Raw genomic sequence first — 21,436 nt, forward strand, 5'->3', positions numbered from 1 at the left:
TCAACTTCATTACTTCAAACCTATTTAGTGTAAAGGTTATAAAATCAATATTTAATTTATATTTGTAGCATGAAAAAATTTGGATTCCTACTTTTAATAGTAATAATTATTACTTCATGTGCCACCCGTAAAGACGTTGTTTATTACCAAAATAGCGACGATATTAGTTTATCGGCAATTGAAAAAGTTTACACACATCCTGTCATACAGACCAATCATATTTTGCACATCAGTATTTCATCTGCTAATCCCGAAAGTATCGCTGCGTTCTCTAAAGATGCTGGCACCCAACAAATGCAAGCAAGACAAGTTCAAATGCTTAAAGTTGAAGGTTATCTCGTTAATGAAAACGGTGAAATTAATTTCCCTGAATTAGGCAAAATAAAAGTAAGAGGACTCACAACCCAAAAGGCACAAAACTTAATAGAGTCGCAATTAAAAACGTATGTCAAAGATGCCACTGTGAATATTAGGATTATCAACAACTCATTTACCGTTCAAGGCGAAGTTAGCCGACCTGGCACCTATGAAATTATTGATGAACGCGTTACCCTACCACAAGCACTTGGTTTAGCAGGCGGTTTAACTATTCGAGGACAACGTGAAAACATAAAAATATTTAGACAACTTGAAGATAAACGTGTGGTAAAAACCATTGATTTAACTTCAGTAGATTGGATGAATACCGATTATTATTACGTTAATCCTAACGACATTATTTATATAGAACCTAACGACCCTCAAATAAAATCAGCTGGCTTCATAACAAATGTTGGCACTTTACTTTCAGTATTTTCAATTTTACTCTCGACAGCTGTACTTTTATTAAGATAAATCGATTTTATGAACAACAATCCGTCTACGCAATACCATCAAAACGAGCCAGAAAGAGAAGAGGATATCAAAGCTGTTATCCTTCAATATCTTCGCTACTGGCCATGGTTTGTGATTTGCGTTATTATAAGTTTAGGCGTTTCTTTTATTTTTTTAAAATATGCGACCAACATTTACACAACAAGCTCTAAAATTAAAGTTTTAAAAGAGCAAGAAGGTTTAGATTTGTCAGGCTTACAAGGTAGTTCTCCTTTAATTGATATGAGTAAAGTTAACCTTGAAAATGAAATTCAAATTTTAAAATCAAGACGACTTTCTAAAAAAATTATTCAAACATTAAACTTAGAAACTCAATACTATAAATTAGGCACATTAAAAGCTTCAGAAATTTGGGGAAACCAAATTCCATTTACAGTGAATTGGAATATAGATGATAGTGCTCAATACAGGTCAACACCACTTTTAAATTTAAAATTCAGTTCGCAAAACAGCTTTAAAATTACTGAAGAAGAATCTGGCTTTTCAGCAAAGCTCAATGCTGGAGACACACTTCAATTTGAAAATACTAAAGCTATTATTGATATTAATCCTTACTATAAAGGAATTTATACAGAACTAACAGGTGCAACTTTTAGCTTTAAAAAATACAACTTAGAAAGCCTTACCACTTCATTATCTAATAAGATTAAGGCTGAAGCAGTTGAAGCAAGAGCTGATATTATTAATATCTCATTAAACGGTGAGAACCAAACAAAAAATGAAGCCATTCTAGATGAATTGATGCGACAATTTAATCAAGATGGTATTGATGATAACCGCGTGGTTGCTAAAAGAACAGGTGAATTTATCAAGGAACGACTGAAATATTTAGTCGAAGAATTAGACACTGTAGAAACCGCTATTGTCGACTTTAAATCGAATAACGAATTAGTTGATATTGAAGCCAGTACTGAAGCTTTATTTGGTAAGTATAGTGAAACTGAAATGCGTGTTTTTGAAGTTGAAACTCAATTAGAAATCACTAAAAACTTTAGAAACATTCTTGTAAAAAACACTGAAATTGACTTACTCCCTGCAAATTTAGGTATTGAAAATGCTAATGTAAATGCGCTCACTGGTGCCTACAATCAACTTGTTAACGAGCGTAATAATATATTAGTATCGGCAACACCTCAAAACCCAACTATTATTGCCATTAATGACCGTTTAGAAGCTATCAAACGTAATATTATAAATTCAGTTGACAACTACATTAATAACTTAGAAACCAGTTTACAAAACACCGCAAGACGAGAATCAAGCTTTAATTCAAGGTTAGAAAAATTACCTGGACAGAGCAAAGAGATTAGAAGTATAGAACGTGAGCGTTTAATTAAAGAAAAGCTATTTTTATTTTTACTTCAAAAACGTGAAGAAGCCGCCTTAACTTACGCCATTACAGCACCTGTAATTAAAGTGGTGGACTATGCTTACACAAACCCGATGCCTGTTAGTCCAAAACGTAAAATTATTTTTTTAGGCGGATTAATTATTGGGTTAATAATACCTTTTGGCGTACTTTATTTAAAATTTTTATTTAATACAAAACTCAATTCAATAGATGTATTAAAATCTAATTTAAAAGATATTCCTGTATTAGGTGAAATCCCTGAAAATGAAGCAAAAGAATTTAAACTTATAACACCAAACGATAGAAGTGCTTTGGCAGAATCTTTTAGAATTTTAAGAACAAATATTAATTTTATTAAAGTATCAGACCAAACTCAAGAAAAGAAGCAACAAGTCATTTACGTAACATCTTCAACTAAAGGTGAAGGAAAAACTTTTGTTGCCTTGAACCTTGCAACAGTGATGTCTTCAAAATCTAAAAAAGTATTACTCGTCGGTTGTGATTTAAGAAACCCTCAAATTCATAGTTATATTGACTTAAATAAAAACACAAAAGGTTTAAGTAACTATTTATACAACCCAAATATCAACTTTGAAGATATTAGAATTTCAAATATTAACGGTTCACATTTAGATATTATTTTATCAGGAGATATTCCTCCAAATCCTTCTGAAATCCTAACAAGTAATCGCTTCGAAACTTTCATAGAAGAAGCCAGGTCAAAATACGATTATGTAATTATTGACACCGCACCAACGGTCTTAGTAACAGATACCATCATGATTTCTCAATACGCCGATGTAACTTTATACTTGACTCGTGCAGGTTATACAGACATCAGATTAATAGAACATATTAAGGATCTTAATAAGCACCATAAACTCAAAAATATAGGTATTGTTATGAATGGTCTTGTTGAAAAAGGTGCCTATACCTACAATTATGGCTATGGCTATGGCTATAACGAACAAGCTGAAAAAAGTTCACCTAAATGGAAATTCTGGCAAAAATAAAATACATCTTTTTAAGCATAGCTTTAAGCCTGCTTTTTGTGAGTTGTGGCACAAAGAAGTCAGCACTAAACAAGCAAGCAGATAATTATAAAATTGCTAATTATGCCAAGCGTTATTTAGGAACACCTTATCAATACGGTGGTACATCAAGAAACGGTTTAGATTGCTCCGGTTTAATACAACTGAGTTATTCACAATTTGGCTACAACATGCCTAGAACAACAAAGCAACTCTCTAAGGTTGGTAAAAAAACAAAACAACGCAAAGCTAAAGTTGGTGATTTAATTTTCTTTAGAACCTTAAAGCGTTCGCGCAAAAAAAGTCATGTGGGCTTAATAACATTAGTTGAAGGTGATGAGATTGAGTTTATACATTCAAGCTCATCAAGAGGTGTCATTATTTCAAGCCTCAGTAATCCTTATTGGCGTAAAAACTTTGCTGAAATAAGGCGTTACATCAAATAAGTAACCAATCGTAAAACCAAATTGAGGTTTTTAAATTATAAATTTATAGGCTTCACCATCGTTTTTGGTGTTGGCATTATTTTAGGGTTTCATATCTTGATTCCTTATGTATTTATATGTCTTATTCTAAGTCTTTTAATTAGTATCATCACTCATTTTATAGTCAAAAAACATCAGCTATTACTTGGGTTAAATTACTTATTTCTAAATTTTAGCATCCTACTTCTAGGCTATTTAAATACACAAGTTCACTTACCAAAACACCAAGAGCAGCATTACAACAATTCAGAATTAACTTATGATACACCAAGCTCTTTTAAGTTAAAAATTACCGAAAAACTTAAACCTAATGCTTTTAATTATAAGTATTATGCGCAGCTTTTTGAAGTCAACAATAAAAAACTTAAAGGCAAAATTTTATTGAAAATTAATAGAGACTCTATTAACAAATTTCAACTTAATATTGGTGATTTTGTTCACGGTGCTGGAGAATTACAAAAATTTCATGCACCAGAAAACCCACAAAACTTCAACTATTCAACTTACATGGCTCATCAAAATGTGTACATGGCCATTTCAGCAGAGCAGTCTCACCTTAGCATCCGTAAAAATCAAGAGTTTAATTTATTTAATTCACTGGATGAAATTCGAACTAATTTGAGGAATCAATTAAAACACTATAACTTTCAGCAAGAAAATATTAGCTTAATTGAAGCCTTTTTATTAGGTCAGCGCCAGCGCATTTCAGATGAAACTTATGAAGACTTTAAAAATGCCGGCGTGATTCATATTTTAGCAGTTTCTGGTCTTCATGTTGGTATTATTTTGCTCATTTTAAACGCCTTAACGCATTTTTGTATCTATACAAAATCAGGTAGAAGATTGCGCCCTTTTTTAGTACTCATTGGTTTATGGGGATTCGCATTCTTAGCAGGATTATCACCTTCCGTTTTTCGCGCTACCGTAATGTTTAGTTTTTTGAGTATTGGCATGTTACTGCAAAAACGCACCAATTCGCTTAACACTTTATTCATGTCGGGTTTGGTGTTAGTGCTAGTCAATCCATTTATTATATATCAAGTAGGCTTTCAACTAAGTTATCTAGCTGTATTTGGTATAGTGACACTTCAGCCCCGATTGTATAAATTATACAAGCCTAGATATTATGTCGATCGGTTATTTTGGGGAATTATTACGGTTACACTTGCTGCTCAGTTGAGTATAATGCCGCTAAGTTTATATTATTTTAATCAGTTTTCTGGTGTATTTTTAATAGCCAATATTCTTATTTTACCAACATTAAGTTTGATTTTGGGCATTGGAATTTTAGTGCTTTCGTTAGCGAAAATAGGTTGGTTACCATCTATTCTGGTTGAAGTTTATGATTTTATTTTAACAAATTTACGCTTACTCATTCATTGGTTAGGAAGTTTTGAACAATTTCAATTTGAGCATATCTTGTTTACTAAACCCTTGTTATGGTCAAGTTTAATTGTTGTTTTAAGTGCTTGTTTATGGTCGAGATATGCTAAAGTAAAATCTTATATAGCCCTAAACATTTCAGTTGGAGTACTCTGTTTGCTAATATTTTTCACCTATCGTGACCATCAGTCACAAAACGAATTAATTATACTTAAAGCCTATAATTCATCTGAAATTGCTCATGTTAAAGGCGCTCAACTCAATTTATATACTAATCGGTTACACGATTCAACAGAACTAAAACAAAGCTATCGGATTCAATCTCTAGCTAATGTATATGGCTTACAGTCGATAGAAGTTAAACCTTTAGCCTATCAATATAAGTACAAAGACAAGTTTAAAATTCAATATATCGATTCGTCAGGTGTTTATGTAAAGTCTAAAGATGAATTACCAACGATAGTATTTTTAAGCGAATCGCCAAAACTCAACTTAGAACGTTTAATTAAAAATATTCAGCCAAAACTGCTGATTGCTAATACCACTAATTACAAATCTTACGTTGACCGTTGGCGTGAAACCTGCAAAGCTAATGAAGTTAGTTTTCACTCTATTTACGAAGATGGCGCGTTTGAGTTTTCAGAAATTAAAAGGTTGAAGTAAAGTTTTCTTGGTAGACCTTCCAAGCTTCTTGAGTTGTAATTTCGGCGTACTTATCGGTTGCAATCATTTTTAAATAGAGCTCAAGTTGTTGTGGTGTTTTGTAACCAACCACAGGTGAAATTACATCAGAGTTTTCATCAAAAAAGACCACAGTAGGATAAGCCGATACTTTTAACGCATTTGCAAATAGGTGTTGACCGTTGCGCTGTTTTGGAGAGCGCGACTCATCAAAATGAATATTTTTATAGGTATAATCTTTATAGGTGATTTCTTCTGTTCCTTCTGCATTAAATTTTACCGCATAAAAATGCTTATTGATGTATTTGGCGACTTCTGGATGAGAAAAAGTACGTTTATCCATCAACTTACAAGGTCCACACCAATTGGTATAAACATCTACAATAATTTTTTTAGGCTCATCTTTTTGGGCTTCAAGCGCTTCATTCATGCTCATCCAATTGATAGATTGGGCGTGAAGTGATAAAATGCTGACTAAAAATATAATTGAATTTATAAAAAGTTTCATAAAGCTTTATTTAATATTATTTTTTTGTAATAAAATCTTACTTGACTCCATGCATTAACTTATTTACTAATTTTCCTAATGATATAATTATCAAGCCAAATACGGTCGGAACAACTGTAAAGATTAAAAAGAAAGTTGATAATGAATATTCTTGAGTAATATTTTCAATTTCACCACCTAAAACAGCTGCAAGTTTGTTACCAATAGCAATGGCCAAGTACCACATACCAAACATTAGTGCAATCATTCTTGCTGGCACAAGTTTGCTGACATATGACAAGCCTATAGGGGAAGAACATAACTCGCCCAAAGTATGAAAAAGATAAGCGAAAATTAGCCAAACCATACTTACTTTTACACCATCCTGAATACCACTTGAGCCCCAAGCTAAAAGCCCAAACCCTACCCCCATTACGATCAGGCCTAGTCCATATTTCACAGTAGCTGAAGGATTATATTTACTATCAAACCATTTAGAAAAAAAAGATGCAAATGCTATAATAAAAAATGAATTTAAGATACTAAACCAAGAAACTGTTATTTCAACCTCCTTATCCTTAATATCACTTATCTCAGCCATCACAACTTTTGAAGTTTTTTTGTCTAACTGTTCAGCTTTAAGGCGTGTATCTTTTAATTTAGCTGGTGTCAAATAACCAAATGTTGAGTTAACATTATCTTTTGTAATGATTGGTATGATTTCGCCTAACCTAAAATTAAATGTTTCAGCAATGTTGACTTTACGTTCTACAACAAGATCACTCGGTTTTACTTTGTAATCTTCATAAATTGGCGTATAACTGTAAATCTGCTTACCATTTTCTGTCAGTTTAGGCTTTCCATTTTCAACAACTTTAGTTTTAATAGACTTGTAACTGACTTCATAAGAATTTGTATTCCAGTCACGATTCAACATCCAAACTGTAAGTATCCAAACACCTATAAAAGTTATTGCTAGTGTAATATTAGAACCTGGTATTTTATTAAACGTACGTTTTCCTAATAAAAACAATACATAAGTTATAATTAATAAAGGGATAACTGTTAAAGCAGTATTAATCACATTAAAAGCAATTGCTGCAGAACCACTTAATGATCTGTCTACATAGTCTCTAGCAAATATAATTAATGAAGAGGCACCTTGTTCAAATGACATCCAGAATAGTACTGTAAAAAAGGCAAAAATGATAAACGCAAACATACGATCACGTAAAACACCTTCATATCTCAATATACGACTAATCACAAGAAATAAAAATACCAATAACCCAAATAAAACTACAACATATTGTCCCGATACTGAAGGCAACTGTGCCCAAGCGAACATATCGATATTTGCAATCTTTGACATTGGATCGTTTATAGCATAGCCTAATCCAATAAAAGAAGCTATCGCAATAAGTATCTTATCTAATGTCGTAAAGGGATTGGGCTTATCGTTAGTCTTTTTAATATCTTCTTGCGGTTGTTCAACTTCCTTTAGTGTAATTTTAGGTACTTCACCGATAGATCCAAAAAGTGGTTTGGCTAGCCAAAACTGAATAGTTCCTAGAAGCATAAAAACGCCTGCTAGTCCAAAACCATATGCCCAACCTAACTTTTCAGCTAAATATCCACACAAGAGCATTCCAAAGAAAGCTCCGGCATTTACTCCCATATAAAAAATCGTAAACGCGCCATCCTTTTTGTTAGGTAGATATTTATACATTTCAGAAATAATAGAAGTGATATTTGGCTTAAAGAAGCCTGTACCTACAATAAGTAAACCTAATCCAACAAACAAGGAAGCTTCTGTTTCTAGAGACATACTTGCGTGGCCTAGAGTCATTATTATAGAACCAATTACAACAGCCCAATTATAACCTGTAAATTTATCAGCTATAATTCCACCTAAAATTGGTGTTATATACAGAAGCATTGCATAAGTTCCAAACAATGATGTTGCATTTTCTGGGACCCATTCCCAACCTGGGTTATAGCTAATTATAGCCATTGTTAAGAAGTTTACCAATAAGACTCTCATTCCATAAAATGAAAATCTTTCCCACATCTCAGTAAAGAACAAAACAAATAACCCTGCAGGGTGACCTAACACTTTTGTATCAAAGAAGTCAGGATTTTTTTGAGTTCCTACCGTCATCTTTAATTATTTAACCTCATCATCAGCTAATTCAAATCCTTCTTGTTCTAAACCTTCAACTTCTTTCTCTTCAGCTCCATGAGTTAAGCGCTTGAGTGGTTTTAATAATAAAATAACAAGAATTCCAAAAGCTACTGTAAAAATTACAATTCCAGCAAAAGTTTTAAATTCTAAATCAGTTTGAAACTGATCTACAATTATTTGTCCAATATATTTTCCTTCTTTGTAATCAAAACTAAGAAATACTTTCAATGGCTCGTTGATGGTAGCGTTATATTCAGACAACCTAGATTTGAGTTCATTTTCATAATCGTCAGACTGAAACTTAAAGAGACTTAAAATTTCTGATTTTTTTAAAATAACTTCGTTTTGATTTAAGTAAGCATCACTCTCAATACGAAATCCTTTATTCTGAATAAAAATACTATCCTTTTCTGCATTCTTAACGAATGGCTTTATTTGTGATTCGTTAGCCGTCAATTCAATTTTTATAGGTTCTGCTTGTGATGATTCTCCAATAACACCAGCCACTTTATTTCCTAAACCTGTAGCTGCAAAATAAAGCCCCATCATTAAAGCGCCATATCTAAGTGGTGCAAGTTTAGTAATAAAAGATAAAGCAACAGGTGATGCAGAAAGCTCTCCGATGGTGTGTAATAAATAGGCAAAAACTAACCAGTATAACGCAGCTTCACCATTATTTTCGTATTCAATTGTAGCAAACACCATAAAAACAAAACCAAGGCCCATGATTATAACACCTATGGCCATTTTAAAAATAGAAGATGCCTCTTTACCTTTATTTTTCATCCATGACCAAAACAAGGCTACTGGAATACCAAAAATAATAATGTAAGATGGATTTAAGGACTGGAAAAATGCAGCTGGTACTGTGTAATCAAATGCAGGTAAAAAGCGGTTTGTCTTTTGTTCAGCATAAATATTTAATAAACCACCAGCTTGTTCAAAAGCTCCCCAGAAAACAATAACTATTAAAAACGAAAGAAGTAAAACTATAAAACGGTCTTTTTCTACTTTGCCAGTTAAATCTTGATAAACAGTCATCATAAAACCTACAACTATAGATAAGAAAATAAAGAAAACCATATAAGCTATAATTTCAGTCTCCATTAGTTGAAGAGGTATAGCAACAGAGATTGCTATTAACAATAATAAAACTATCAATATTTTAGTAGTGGTTAGCATTTGTTTAAATATTTCAGCTATTGAAACTGAATATTCATTATTACTACTTTTATCAGGTGCATTACCTACATGAGATAGATATTTTTGACCAAAAACGTATACAAGTTGGCCAATAACCATACCAATGGCTGCTAAACCAAAACCATAGTGCCAGCCGTATTCTTTAGCGATTACACCTACTAATATGGCTGCCACAGCAGCACCTACATTGATACCAATATAAAATATAGAAAAACCTTTATCTCTTCTAGGATCACCTTCTTTGTAAAGACCACCAACCATAGTTGAAATATTTGGCTTTAACATACCAACACCTAAAACAATTAGTCCAAGTCCTGTAAAAAATGCCCAGTCTTGTTCAATTGACAAAACACCATGACCAGCAACAAGTAGCCAGCCTCCAATCATGACTGACTTTTTCTGTCCTAAGATTTTATCAGCAATAATACCGCCTGGAATAGAAACGACATAAACTAACATGGTGTACCAGCCATATATGGCTAATGCTTTACCCTCTTCCCAACCTAATCCAGGATTATCTGAACTTACTTTTGCTAACATATATAGAGTCAAAATAGCTCGCATTCCATAATACGAAAAGCGCTCCCAAAGTTCAGTAAAGAATAAAATATAAAGTCCTGTTGGGTGGCCAAATAACTCTTTTTCGTTTACGTTTTTAATCGTTTCAGACATTTGTTATAATTTATTATTAATAAAATTCGTCATTAAAGTATATAAGTGTAAGCGCGTGTTACCGCCGTAAATACCATGATTTTTATCGGGATAAATCCGCCAGTCGAATTGTTTATTCGCCTGCACTAAGGCTTCAATAAGTTGCATGGTATTTTGCACGTGAACATTATCATCAGCACTACCATGAATCAATAAATAATTCCCTTTTGTAAATTCATCAACATGCGTAATAGGTGAATTTTCATCGTAGCCTGAGGCGTTTTCTTGCGGTGTTGTCATGTAACGCTCGGTATAAATCGTATCATAAAAACGCCAGCTGGTTACTGGTGCAACAGCAATAGCAGCTTTAAACACATCGTTAGCTCTAAAAATAGCATTAGAAGACATATAGCCTCCAAAACTCCAGCCCCAAATTCCTATACGGTCTTTGTTAATATAAGATCGTGATCCTAGTAATTTTGCCGCTTCAATTTGATCTTCTAATTCGTATTTTCCTAGCTGCTTTTGCGTCACTTTTTTAAAGTCTCGACCTTTAAAGCCTGTTCCTCTACCATCTACACATGCAATAATGTAACCTTGATTGGCCAGCATTTGATACCAGTAATCATTTGTGCCAAAAAAGCTATTAGAGACTGATTGTGAGCCTGGACCTGAATATTGATACATCAATAAAGGGTAAGTTTTATTCGGATCGAAATCTTTTGGTTTTATCATCCACATGTTAAGTTTATTACCCTTAACTTCAATTGTTGAAAGCTCTTTATCAGATAATTCGTAAGCTTCTAAAGTTTGAATTAAATCTGAGTTGTTTTTAATCTCGCGCACTAATTTTCCATTTTTAGCTAAATGCAAAGTGTACACATTAGGTGTTTTTACCGAGTTGAAGGTATTGATGTAATAGGTATAATCAGCACTAAATGAAGCTGAATTGGTACCTGTTTTTATGCTTAAATCTCGTTTTGAACGTCCATTAATTTTAATTGAATAAACCGCTCGATTTACACTACCAGTTTCTGTACTTTGGTAAAAAATACGTTTGGAATTTGCGTCATAACCATAATAATTAGTCACTTCCCAATTACCATCAGTGACTTGATTTAAGAGTGTGCCATCAGCTGAATAATGGTAAATATGTCGCCAACCGTCTTTTTCACTCGTCCAAATAAAGCTATTATCTTCTAGGTAAGTCAAGTTATCAGTAACATCTACATAAGCAGGATCTGTTTCAGTTAAAATTAAATTTGCTTGAGCAGTTTTGCCATTTACATGGTATAGTTTAAGTTCATTTTGATGCCTATTCGTGGTTTGAACGCTAAAGGTGTTTTCATTTTGAGTTGTTCCTAAACGAGGAATATATTCGTAATTCCCTAGCTTAACATCTAAATTAGACTTTTGATTCAAATCATAAATATGCAAGCTGACTTTAGCATTATCTTCACCAGCTTTTGGGTATTTAAAAACCTCTTGTGATGGGTACAAATCTTGGCCATAACGACCATACCTATCCATTGAAAATTCAGGCACATCAGATTCATCAAAACGTAAAAAAGCAATCTGCTCACCATTTTTACTCCATTGGTAGGCTTTCACGAATGCAAATTCTTCTTCGTAAACCCAATCGGTTAAGCCATTTATCACGCTATTCTTCTCGCCATCTATAGTGACTTGAATCACTTCATTAGTGTTTAAGTCTTTTACAAAAATATTATTTCGCTTTACAAAAGCTACTTTAGTGTTATCTGGCGAAAAACTTGGCTGCTGAATTTTAGCTTCATCAATTTGCATCAATTTTTTTGTTGATAAATCATACACATAGTAAACCGCTTTTTTAGAGCGTCTAAAAATTGATTCTACACCAACCCCTAAAATGGCTTTTTTCTCATCAGCCGAAAGTTGAAAAGTTTCAAAATACGGCAAAGCCATATCAGCGCTGTTAATCAACGTTCCTGTTTGTTTTCCAGTTTTGTAACTATAAATATCGACCGTCATTTCGCGTTTTTCCCGGTCAAAGTTTTGAACGATATAAGATTGGCCGTCATTCAGCGATTGTAAAGACTCTAGGTAATCTTGTCTAAATTCGCCACCCCAAATTTTTTCAAGGGTAATTTCTTTAGTTTGAGCTTGTGTAAATGAACTTATTAAAACGAAACAAATGAAACTAAACAGACTTCTTTTCATGTAAATTAATTTTGAGTCTTCAATTTTACTAAAAAAACATTAATTTTCGGTTAAGTTTTCATATAAAAAAGCTGTTTTAGGCTGCAGTTTAAAAATATCTAAGACTAAAATTATTTCCTTGGGTTGAAGTCTTATAATTTCTCTTAGCTGACCTCTCAATTTTTATGATCTAATTGTATCTTTACCATTTCATATTAAGCAACTTCAAATGGCAAACATAAGCGGATTTTCAAAGCTTTCTAAACAAGAAAAAGTCGACTGGATTTGTAAGCATTATCTCGATAATCACCAAGAGGCAAAACATAAAATCACACAATACTGGAACAGTGACGCTAAACTTCAAAAGTTGCATGATGAGTTTGCCGAAAATACCATCTCAAATTATTATTTACCTTTTGGAGTCGCACCTAATTTTAAGATTAATCAACAAACTTACGCGATTCCCATGGCTATTGAAGAAAGCTCTGTTGTGGCAGCGGCAAGCAAAGCCGCAAAATTTTGGGATGATAAAGGTGGTTTTAAGACAAAAGTGCTTGGTACAACTAAAGTTGGGCATGTACACTTTATGTGTAAAGCTAAGCCACAACAAGTCGAAGATTTTTTTAAACAAATCGAGACCCAACTCTATGCCGATGCTAAGCCTTTGACTAAAAATATGGAAAAACGCGGTGGCGGCATCACTGGCATTACATTGATTAATAAAACCAACCAACTTGACAATTACTACCAACTACATTGCCATTTTGAAACCAAAGATGCCATGGGCGCCAACTTTATTAACTCATGCTTAGAGCAATTTGGTAAAACCTTAGAAGCACAAGCAGTAAAATATGAAGACTTTACTTCAGAAAACCGACCTGAAGTTGTGATGTGCATTTTATCAAATTACGTTCCTGAATGCCTCGTTAAAGCTGAAGTTTCTTGCCCTATACAACAACTCGGTTCAACTGAAGCAGAAGCCCAAAACTTTGCTAAACGCTTTAAACAAGCCATTGACATAGCAACAATTGAGCCGTATCGTGCGGTAACCCACAATAAAGGCATCATGAATGGTATTGATGCTGTAGTCCTGGCGACTGGAAACGACTTTAGAGCCGTTGAAGCTGGTATTCATGCGTATGCTGCAAAAGACGGTCAGTACCGCAGCTTAACCCAAGTTGAACTCACAGATACTCAATTTACATTTTCAATTGAAATTCCTTTAGCTATTGGCACCATAGGCGGTTTAACTAGTTTACATCCGTTGGTTAAGGTTGCACTGGCAATGCTAGGTGAACCTTCAGCTGAAGAATTAATGCAAATTATAGCTGTTGCTGGATTAGCACAAAACTTCGCTGCTGTTAATTCATTAGTAACAACAGGCATTCAAAAAGGTCATATGAAAATGCATTTAATGAATATCCTTAACCAGTTTGAAGCCACAGAAGCTGAGCGCCAAAAAGCGGTTGAATATTTTAAAACGCACACCGCAACACACAGCGAAGTTGTTAAATTTATTACACAACTTAGAGCTTAATGCATCAAAAAGCCTACAGTCACGGAAAATTGCTCATTACTGGTGAGTATGCCATTTTAGACGGTGCATTGGGTCTTGCTCTACCTACAAAACTTGGGCAATCATTAAGCCTTCAACCTATTGAAGGTAAGACTTGGCAATGGAAAAGTTATTTACACAACAAGCAACTATGGCAACAAATTGAATTTGACACCAAAGCCATTTTAGAATTTGACCAAAGCTTAAATGAACTAGATTTTAAAGGCAGAATTTTACAACTATTACATGCCATTTACCAGTTGAAATCGCCACTATTAAATACAAGTCAAGCCTTTCAGGTCAAGACCCAACTTGAGTTTCCTAAAGATTGGGGATTAGGCTCATCTTCTACTTTAGTTGCTAATTTAGCCGAGTGCTTTCAGGTCAATGCTTACAAATTGTTGCAGCTTAGCTTTGGTGGCAGTGGTTATGATTTGGCTTGCGCAAATGCTAAGCAAGCTCTTATTTATCAACGTCAAGGCTTTATGCCAAAAATTAGCTACACAGCATTAAGCCAAAAGTTAACATCGCATTTTTATTTTGTCTATCGTAATCAAAAACAAAACAGCCGAGAAGCAATACAACAGTATCACGAGACGCCAAAACAAGACCTCCAAAACGCCATTAACCAACTGGATGCGATTACTAAAGCCTTAACTTCAACCGATAGCCTACATCAAGCTGAAGATTTGTTATTAAAGCATGAAGCCATCATAGGCAAGCTGATTAATCAAACTCCGATTCAGCAAAAATTATTTTCAGATTACAGCACTGGAATAGTAAAAAGCTTAGGTGCTTGGGGTGGCGATTTTATGTTAGTAACAGCAAAGCAACCTCAGGATTTAGATTATTTTAGAGATAAAGGCCACCCTATTATCAAAGCCTATTCTAGCTTTATTTTGTAAATTTAACTTATCCCAAATATCCCATAAAATAAGATAAATAAATAGTTTCTAATTTCTTTTTGTCTCATCTTATAGAATATTTGGTATTACAGCTTCAACCTCCAACCCGTTATAGTTAAACACTGATTTTTTAATCGGTCATTTAAAGCTCAATTGAACGAATAATCAAATACGTAGACGTGCGAGTTACTGATAACTGCTAACCAAAAAACTGCTATACGCTGTATGCCGTATGCTTTAAGCATTGCCTATTCAAACAAAAAAATGTAAGCGAATCACAGTAAAACTAATAACCGCCAACCGACATCTACTATTATACTAATATTCTATTACACTAACCACTGGAAACAAAATGTAAATTTATGTTTAGCATTGAGTGAAATCGAAATATATTTTTTAGCTCAATAGTTTTTTATGGTTTTATGAATGTCCTTTCATTTTTTAGTTCACTCATGTGCAGTTGTATTAAGTGTTCATGAATCTCGTTCCTCGATTTCCATTGATGAAAAAACGAAACAATCCCGAAGCTTCGGGACTAGGCTTATGAAAACTATACTAAATTTATAGTTTGGGTTCTAAATTTCAGAAACTCATTCCATTTTACTAATGGAACTTAAACAGTCTGAAATTTAACGAACCCATCACGTCAAATTTTACGCTGATTTTTCAGTAGGCCGTTTTCCTGTAGGGATGAGTGTTTTAACAAAAATTGAACTGGAAACCTCGATCAGACAACCCAGAACTGCTAAATAATTACACAAATCTGCGAATCCGCAAAAAGACTTATAAGCTGTAAGTAAAGCCTATTGCCTACAGGCAATATCACCATTCACTACTCACAGTAAAACTGCTAACGGAACACTGACAAGAAATAAAAAAAGCCGTCTTAATAAGACAGCTTTTTTTTAAGTGATAAGAATTTTCTTAGTAAAACATAGTTCGTTTATCTTCAATCTCTGTACCTTCTTTTAAGGCTTTATAAACAGGATTAAGTTTAGGATTGGTATAATTTCGTGAGGTTGGTTGCACTTTTTGGTCAAAAGTCTGAATGCGGCGTTTAGTTTCTTGCGTTGCCATACCGACATAAGAAGGTAATTCAGCCGCAGGTTGCTTGCCTGTTAGTTTAATAACATAAACCCCTTTTTCACCTTGAATTGGTTGACTTACCCCATTTTTATCAAGTGCAAAAGCTGCTCCAACCACTTTTGGCTCACTTCCACTACCTGGTAAAACAGGACTGCTCATATTAACCGCAGACGCTTTTTGAACAGAAACTTCAAATTTGCTTGCTACCGCATTTAAATCTTCACTTTCAATTTGAGCTATAAGTTCTTCAGCTTGTTTTTGTTTTTTTAAGATTGGTGTTACAGTTGCTGAAGCTTCTTCAACACTTTGAACGCCTTCATTAGTAGCATTTACTAATTCTGCTACAACATAACCATTTGAAATATCAAAACGTTTAACTGAACCTACTTTAGCTTCGTCTGAAAAGGCCCATTTAACGATTGAACGCTGTTGTCCTAAACCTGAGATAGTTTCATCAAGCGCTTTCATGTTATTAACAGGTTTTATCTTTAAATCTTCTGCTTTAGCCGCTTCTTCTAAAGAGGCATCTTCAGCTGCTAACTCAAAGTTAGAGGCTTTTCTATAAAGATTGTTTAAGGTTAATTCAGATGGGTTTACTGTTTTTACAATCGTTGCTAGTTTAACTGCTGGTTTAGGCTCGGTTTTATCTTCTACATAAACCACGTGGTAACCAAATTCAGTTTCAACAACACCTTTGTGATTTGGTTGTTGATCGAAAACATAATCGTTAAAATCTTCTACTAATCGGCCGTAAGTTATCCAATTTAAATCTCCGCCATTTCCAGCGCTTTGACGATCTGCTGAAAATTTCTCGGCTAAATCTCCAAATTGCTCAATATCATTAGAAATTAATGTTTGTAAACTATCAGCTAAAGCTTGAGCTTCATCTTGTGTTCTCGTTATTTGAGGATCAACACCTGTGCCTTCATAAGTGACTAAAATATGTTTTAATTTGATAGAATCTGGCAAATTAGTTTGCTCTAACATTTTAATTAAACGAAACTGTTGGCCTGATTTAATCGGTCCTAAAACTTCACCTTCAGTTAAGGCTAAAATCTCGTCTTTATTTTCTTTTAAGCTATAGTTGAAGGTATAAACGTCAGCAAATGGAACATCTGAGTTACGATTTACAAAACCCTCGACATCATCAGTGGTTTTAAAACCTTGTATAACTTGATTACTATCTGAAACCTGATCGTATTCTTCACGGTCAGTTAACAATTCTTTTAAGTCATCTTCAACTGCTGTAAAGTCCTCGGCTGAAGGTTCTTCTTTAAAATGTACTAATTTAATATCACGTTCAGCTTCTTGTTTAAACTGGGTTTTATTCTGGTTGATATAAGCTTTAATGTCGGCTTTTGAAACTTCAACATCAGCGGCTTTAGTGTAAGGAATTTTCACAAAGTCGATGTTGAGTCTATCGTTTTGTTGTTTGTAAGCTTGTTTAGCTTCGAGTTTTGTAGCACCGATACCAGCTTTAATCATATCATAATACAATTCAGACTTAGCAATGGTTTCTACACTTTCTTCAAAGTCTAACCATTGTTGGTATTGTTGCGGAGAAGTTAATTTAATTTCAGCTACGTACTGCTTCATTTTTGCTTCATCAAAAAAACCAGCTTCATTTGAAAACTGAGGATTACCAGCTAAACGCTCGGCCATCACGTTAATAATTTGGTCTTGACCAACATTTAAGCCTAAGTTTTCAAATTCTTGATCTAAAAGCATTTGGTAGACTTTAGAGTCCCAGACTTGATTAACCGCTTGAATTGTTGAAACGCGACCTTGTGATTGCTGCACTCTATTTTCAACAATTTGAACAAATTCTTCTCTTGAGATTTCTTCGTCACCCACAACACCAATATTACTTAAGGACTTGTTTGAAGTGAAACCACCTTGCTTGATCAAATCTGCTAAAACAAATGAGAATAAAGCTAAAGCTATGATTACAATTAAAAAGACGGTACGTTGTCTAATCTTATTTAAAATTGCCATTGTTAGTTATTTATAATATAGTTGGCGAAAATAAAACAATTAACCAATAAATAAAACATTAAGGCTTTGAAAGTTTTTTTAATAGCGCTGATGTTTATCCGTGAGTCGTTTTCTGTTATCGGTTTTCAGTGAGTAGTGAATAGTGAAGCGTGATTTGTGGGTTTTGTCGGTAACTGGTTGACTAGTTGACTGGGCTCGGGGTTAATTAATAGCTGTTATCGGTTATCAGTGATTAGTGAGTCTTAAATGGTGAGTCGTGAATGGTGAATCGTGAGTCGTTTTCTGTTATCAGTTATGGGTTGACCGTTGTCTGTTATCAGTGAGTTAGGCAACATTTGAAAAAAAATTCTGCAAACATTCAAAATATTTACTTATCTTTGACGTTAGTAACGTAAAACAAAACTATGATTATTTCTTTCGGTTCGAAACAAACAGAACAAATTTGGAACGGAATCCGAGTTAAAAAAATGCCGATTGAAATACAGAACTTTGGACGTCGAAAATTAAGAATGTTGAATAATTCACAAGATATTGCTGATTTGAGAATTCCGCCTTCTAACCGACTTGAAAAACTGACTGGAAAATTAAAAGAGTTTTATAGTATTCGGATTAACAAACAATGGCGAATTATATTCATTTGGGAAAGCGGAAACGCAGGCGAAGTGGAAATAATCGACTATCACTAAAAAAGTAAAATAATGGAAAAGTTAGCAAACGTACATCCAGGAGAAATTTTGAATTTTGAATTTCTTGAGCCGCTTGAAATTACGGCATACCGACTTTCAAAGGACTTGAAAATTCCGCAAACTCGAATATCTGAAATCATAAAAGGGAAACGCAGAATTACTGCTGACACAGCTTTACGGTTGAGTAAATATTTTGGAAATTCCGCAAAATTTTGGCTTGGAATTCAAGATGATTATGACATCGAAGAAGAAAAAGATGCGAAAGAAAAAGAATTGAACGAAATTAAACATTACGGAAATAAAAACGTTGCCTAACACCGTATATAGCTCATAGCTAATTAGTTGCTTAAAGGAAGTTAAGGCATATTTGGAAAGTCGCCAAATTTTATAATTTGCACGCTACGAGCCATATACAAGACCGTCGTAAAGCGTGATATTGGCTGTAGGCTTTAGGCTTATTGCTTAAAGCTTTTTTAAGATTTGCGAACTCGTGTAATAGGATAATGGTAGATGTCGGCTGGCGGTTTTCGGTTATCTGTTATCGGTTTTCGGTTTTCGGTTAGCACTTACCAGTTATCAGTGAGTCGTGAATAGTGAGTCGTGAGTAGTGAAGTGTAGGTCGGCTTACGGCTTATTACTTAAAGCTTTTTTGAAGATTTGCGAACTCGTGAAATGGTGTAGTCGTGTAATAGAATAATAGTATTCTAATAAAAAAAGCCTTCAACGGGAATTGAAGGCTTTTTACATATAATTAAGATCTTCTATTATTTAATTTCGAAAACCACACGTCTTACGAGTTGTCTTGCATCTTTAGACGATTTATTAACTGAACTATCAATTCCGCCACCTTGGTATGATAAGCGTGATTCCTCAATTCCTGAAGCGACTAAGATGTCATAAACGCGTTTTGCACGATTTTCAGATAAAGTTTTATTGAATTCAGCATTTCCGATTTCATCAGCATAACCTGTTAGGCTTGCTGTTGCTGTATTGTTGGCTCTCAAGTAAAGTAAAATTTTGTTGATTGCATCGTATGAATAAGTTTCTGGCTTAGTGCTTCCAAACTCAAAATACACACTTATAGCACCATCATTAGCCATTGCTTTAACGCTCTCAAGACCAGCTTTTGCGATAGCTGACTCTGCTTCATTTTTAGACATGAATCGTTTTTCAAGCGACTTTTCTAACTCATCAGGCACACCGTTTTGATTTTTATCAACGGCTTGACCTTTTGTATTAACGGCGACACCATTAACCGTATTAGGTTCTAAGTCAAGATAATTTGGCACACCGTCACGGTCGTCATCTTGAAGCTCTGATTCTAATTTAGCTAAACGGTTTTCTACAGAGTTAACTTGTTCTTCAAACTGATCTGTTTTACTAATATTTACCCAATCAGCATGTTGATCATTACTGCCTAAGTAAATCGATAAACCAGCTGTTGCATTAACAATCATCCCATCGAAGTCACGCGAAACCGTTCTTGCTTGACCGTCAATAGTATAATCTTGTTTAAAGTTACCTATTGTTGTTAAATCAACATAAAAAGCAAACCGATCTGACAATTTAATTTGTGGGGTAATACCAAACATGAAATTTACTGTAGCTTCGTTATCGACAAGACTAGACTCTGGATAAGTGAAAAAACTTATACCAGCACCACCATGACCTAAGACGTTAAAACGTTGCGTGAAGCTTTGGAAATTAAGAATTGAACCAAAATTTAATACAGCTTGCGCATTAATTCTTGCATAATCTGTTGAAAAGTCAAACGGTGACTCATCATCGGCAGATATTTCGCCGAAACCACCATCAAGTTTAAGTCCGAACTTATCATTAAACATGTACCTTACACCTAAGTCAATCATGAAATCTGAAAACATTCCAGCTTCAATTGAAGGGTCAGAAAATGGGTTTGAAGCCTTGCTTACGCCACCACCAAAATCAAGCGACCATTTGTTATAGTTTACTTCAGTAGATTTCTGCTCAGAAGATTGGTCTGTTTGCGCAAATGACTGAAATACAGTAAGAATCATCACAGCCAATAATAGAGTTGTTTTTTTCATGGTTAAGTTTTTTGTTTCAATTAGCAAATATAGTTAATATTCAATTACTTAAAAGATTTTAGTTTATTTTTTACGATTTGTTAATTCGGTTATCGGTTATCAGTTGTCTGTTCTCAGTGAGTCGTGAGTCGTGAGTCGTGTGTTTGGCTCTAGGCAATAAGCTTTAGGCAATAGGCTTTTTTGTGTAATGGTGTAATGGAATAATAGTATAGTGGTAGATGTCGGTTATCGGTTGTCTGTTTTCAGTGAGTCGTGATTGGTGAGTCGAGAATTGTGAGTCGTGAAGTTGGCTTTAGGCTGTAGGCTGTAGGCAATAGGCTTTATGACCTTCCCTAAATAGCGTTGACCGTTTTGGTTAATATACTATTTGATTATTTTCATAATTCTATTGGACAATTATGAGCCTGAGGTACTTTTTTTGGGGTAAAGTCATGGTGGCTCAATGCCACCTTGACTTTATAATTACCATCGGCATAAATAATCGCCATCGGTCTTTTTTGGGTGTTCAAATTTAACACATAACTTTTAAATTCTTTAGGTGTTTTTCCTTTTAAATTATCATGCTGTCTTTTCGTATTATAATGTTCTACAGCTTTCTTGGTTTTAGCTTGTAAGTTTCTTAAGTTATTAATGTG

The 21,436-nt window shown here is 34.1% G+C and carries 15 protein-coding genes; 8 read left to right on the forward strand and 7 right to left on the reverse strand.

Translation table 11 applies throughout. The features are described 5' to 3' along the window. Positions 1–69: 69 nt before the first annotated feature. From BUB82_RS07090 to BUB82_RS07105, 4 genes are read left to right on the forward strand one after another with little or no spacing between them, the layout of a single operon-like run. Positions 70–834, forward strand: coding sequence for a polysaccharide biosynthesis/export family protein (locus BUB82_RS07090; protein ID WP_073192910.1), 765 nt, complete (start codon positions 70–72; stop codon positions 832–834). Positions 835–843: 9 nt separating this feature from the next. Continuing rightward, positions 844–3,237 (forward strand): GumC family protein, encoded by a 2,394-nt coding sequence (locus BUB82_RS07095; protein ID WP_073192911.1) that lies wholly within the window; start codon positions 844–846, stop codon positions 3,235–3,237. Beyond that, a complete protein-coding gene (locus BUB82_RS07100; RefSeq protein WP_073192912.1) occupies positions 3,216–3,701 on the forward strand; it encodes a C40 family peptidase in 486 nt (161 codons plus the stop codon). Before BUB82_RS07095 ends, BUB82_RS07100 begins: the two co-directional genes overlap by 22 nt. 21 nt (positions 3,702–3,722) lie before the next feature. Beyond that, on the forward strand, positions 3,723–5,786 hold the full coding sequence (locus tag BUB82_RS07105) for a ComEC/Rec2 family competence protein (protein ID WP_073192913.1): 2,064 nt from the start codon (positions 3,723–3,725) through the stop codon (positions 5,784–5,786). Here BUB82_RS07105 and BUB82_RS07110 read toward each other — a convergent pair. The 4 genes from BUB82_RS07110 to BUB82_RS07125 are packed head-to-tail and all read right to left on the reverse strand — an operon-like array spanning position 5,770 to position 12,529. Further along, positions 5,770–6,312, reverse strand: coding sequence for a thioredoxin family protein (locus tag BUB82_RS07110; RefSeq protein WP_073192914.1), 543 nt, complete (start codon positions 6,310–6,312; stop codon positions 5,770–5,772). The genes BUB82_RS07105 and BUB82_RS07110 overlap by 17 nt on opposite strands. Positions 6,313–6,349: 37 nt before the next feature. Next, positions 6,350–8,452, reverse strand: coding sequence for a peptide MFS transporter (locus BUB82_RS07115; protein ID WP_073192915.1), 2,103 nt, complete (start codon positions 8,450–8,452; stop codon positions 6,350–6,352). Positions 8,453–8,458: 6 nt separating this feature from the next. Next, the gene (locus BUB82_RS07120) at positions 8,459–10,351 is read right to left on the reverse strand and encodes a peptide MFS transporter (RefSeq protein WP_073192916.1); all 1,893 of its coding nucleotides are present in this window, start codon (positions 10,349–10,351) and stop codon (positions 8,459–8,461) included. 3 nt (positions 10,352–10,354) lie between these two features. Then, entirely contained in the window at positions 10,355–12,529 is a 2,175-nt protein-coding gene (locus BUB82_RS07125; RefSeq protein WP_073192917.1) for a S9 family peptidase, read from the reverse strand. Positions 12,530–12,737: 208 nt separating this feature from the next. On the opposite strand from BUB82_RS07125, the gene BUB82_RS07130 reads away from it, so the two are divergent. Together BUB82_RS07130 and BUB82_RS07135 are read left to right on the forward strand one after the other, a co-directional pair. Then, positions 12,738–14,045 carry a hydroxymethylglutaryl-CoA reductase, degradative gene (locus tag BUB82_RS07130; protein WP_073192918.1) on the forward strand — a complete coding sequence of 436 codons (1,308 nt, stop codon included), beginning with the start codon at positions 12,738–12,740 and terminating at the stop codon, positions 14,043–14,045. Then, complete coding sequence (locus tag BUB82_RS07135; protein ID WP_073192919.1) at positions 14,045–14,968, forward strand: GYDIA family GHMP kinase; 924 nt, start codon at positions 14,045–14,047, stop codon at positions 14,966–14,968. The genes BUB82_RS07130 and BUB82_RS07135 overlap by 1 nt, the downstream gene beginning before the upstream one ends. Before the next feature lie 924 nt (positions 14,969–15,892). On the opposite strand, the gene BUB82_RS07140 is transcribed toward BUB82_RS07135, so the two are convergent. Beyond that, complete coding sequence (locus tag BUB82_RS07140; protein WP_073192920.1) at positions 15,893–18,049, reverse strand: peptidylprolyl isomerase; 2,157 nt, start codon at positions 18,047–18,049, stop codon at positions 15,893–15,895. 404 nt (positions 18,050–18,453) lie between these two features. On the opposite strand from BUB82_RS07140, the gene BUB82_RS07145 reads away from it, so the two are divergent. Beyond that, positions 18,454–18,735 (forward strand): type II toxin-antitoxin system RelE/ParE family toxin, encoded by a 282-nt coding sequence (locus BUB82_RS07145; RefSeq protein ID WP_073192921.1) that lies wholly within the window; start codon positions 18,454–18,456, stop codon positions 18,733–18,735. Between the two features lie 12 nt (positions 18,736–18,747). Further along, entirely contained in the window at positions 18,748–19,050 is a 303-nt protein-coding gene (locus tag BUB82_RS07150) for a HigA family addiction module antitoxin (protein WP_015364048.1), read from the forward strand. A 449-nt stretch (positions 19,051–19,499) separates the two neighbouring features. Here BUB82_RS07150 and BUB82_RS07155 read toward each other — a convergent pair whose 3' ends face one another. After that, entirely contained in the window at positions 19,500–20,801 is a 1,302-nt protein-coding gene (locus BUB82_RS07155; RefSeq protein WP_073192922.1) for an OmpA family protein, read from the reverse strand. 377 nt (positions 20,802–21,178) lie between these two features. Then, positions 21,179–21,436, reverse strand: a 258-nt coding sequence (locus tag BUB82_RS11765) for an integrase core domain-containing protein (protein WP_234949768.1), incomplete at its 5' end; no start/stop codon positions are given.

The sequence above is a fragment of the Psychroflexus salarius genome (genome assembly GCF_900129035.1).
Taxonomy (GTDB): domain Bacteria; phylum Bacteroidota; class Bacteroidia; order Flavobacteriales; family Flavobacteriaceae; genus Psychroflexus; species Psychroflexus salarius.

What these genes read in the sequence shown, in the direction of transcription:
- BUB82_RS07090 (WP_073192910.1), top strand. Translation starts at nt 70, where the DNA reads ATGAAAAAATTTGGATTCCTACTTTTAATAGTAATAATTATTACTTCA.
- BUB82_RS07095 (WP_073192911.1), top strand. Translation starts at nt 844, where the DNA reads ATGAACAACAATCCGTCTACGCAATACCATCAAAACGAGCCAGAAAGA.
- BUB82_RS07100 (WP_073192912.1), top strand. Translation starts at nt 3,216, where the DNA reads ATGGAAATTCTGGCAAAAATAAAATACATCTTTTTAAGCATAGCTTTA.
- BUB82_RS07110 (WP_073192914.1), bottom strand. Translation starts at nt 6,312, where the DNA reads ATGAAACTTTTTATAAATTCAATTATATTTTTAGTCAGCATTTTATCA.
- BUB82_RS07115 (WP_073192915.1), bottom strand. Translation starts at nt 8,452, where the DNA reads ATGACGGTAGGAACTCAAAAAAATCCTGACTTCTTTGATACAAAAGTG.
- BUB82_RS07120 (WP_073192916.1), bottom strand. Translation starts at nt 10,351, where the DNA reads ATGTCTGAAACGATTAAAAACGTAAACGAAAAAGAGTTATTTGGCCAC.
- BUB82_RS07125 (WP_073192917.1), bottom strand. Translation starts at nt 12,529, where the DNA reads ATGAAAAGAAGTCTGTTTAGTTTCATTTGTTTCGTTTTAATAAGTTCA.
- BUB82_RS07130 (WP_073192918.1), top strand. Translation starts at nt 12,738, where the DNA reads ATGGCAAACATAAGCGGATTTTCAAAGCTTTCTAAACAAGAAAAAGTC.
- BUB82_RS07135 (WP_073192919.1), top strand. Translation starts at nt 14,045, where the DNA reads ATGCATCAAAAAGCCTACAGTCACGGAAAATTGCTCATTACTGGTGAG.
- BUB82_RS07140 (WP_073192920.1), bottom strand. Translation starts at nt 18,049, where the DNA reads ATGGCAATTTTAAATAAGATTAGACAACGTACCGTCTTTTTAATTGTA.
- BUB82_RS07145 (WP_073192921.1), top strand. Translation starts at nt 18,454, where the DNA reads ATGATTATTTCTTTCGGTTCGAAACAAACAGAACAAATTTGGAACGGA.
- BUB82_RS07150 (WP_015364048.1), top strand. Translation starts at nt 18,748, where the DNA reads ATGGAAAAGTTAGCAAACGTACATCCAGGAGAAATTTTGAATTTTGAA.
- BUB82_RS07155 (WP_073192922.1), bottom strand. Translation starts at nt 20,801, where the DNA reads ATGAAAAAAACAACTCTATTATTGGCTGTGATGATTCTTACTGTATTT.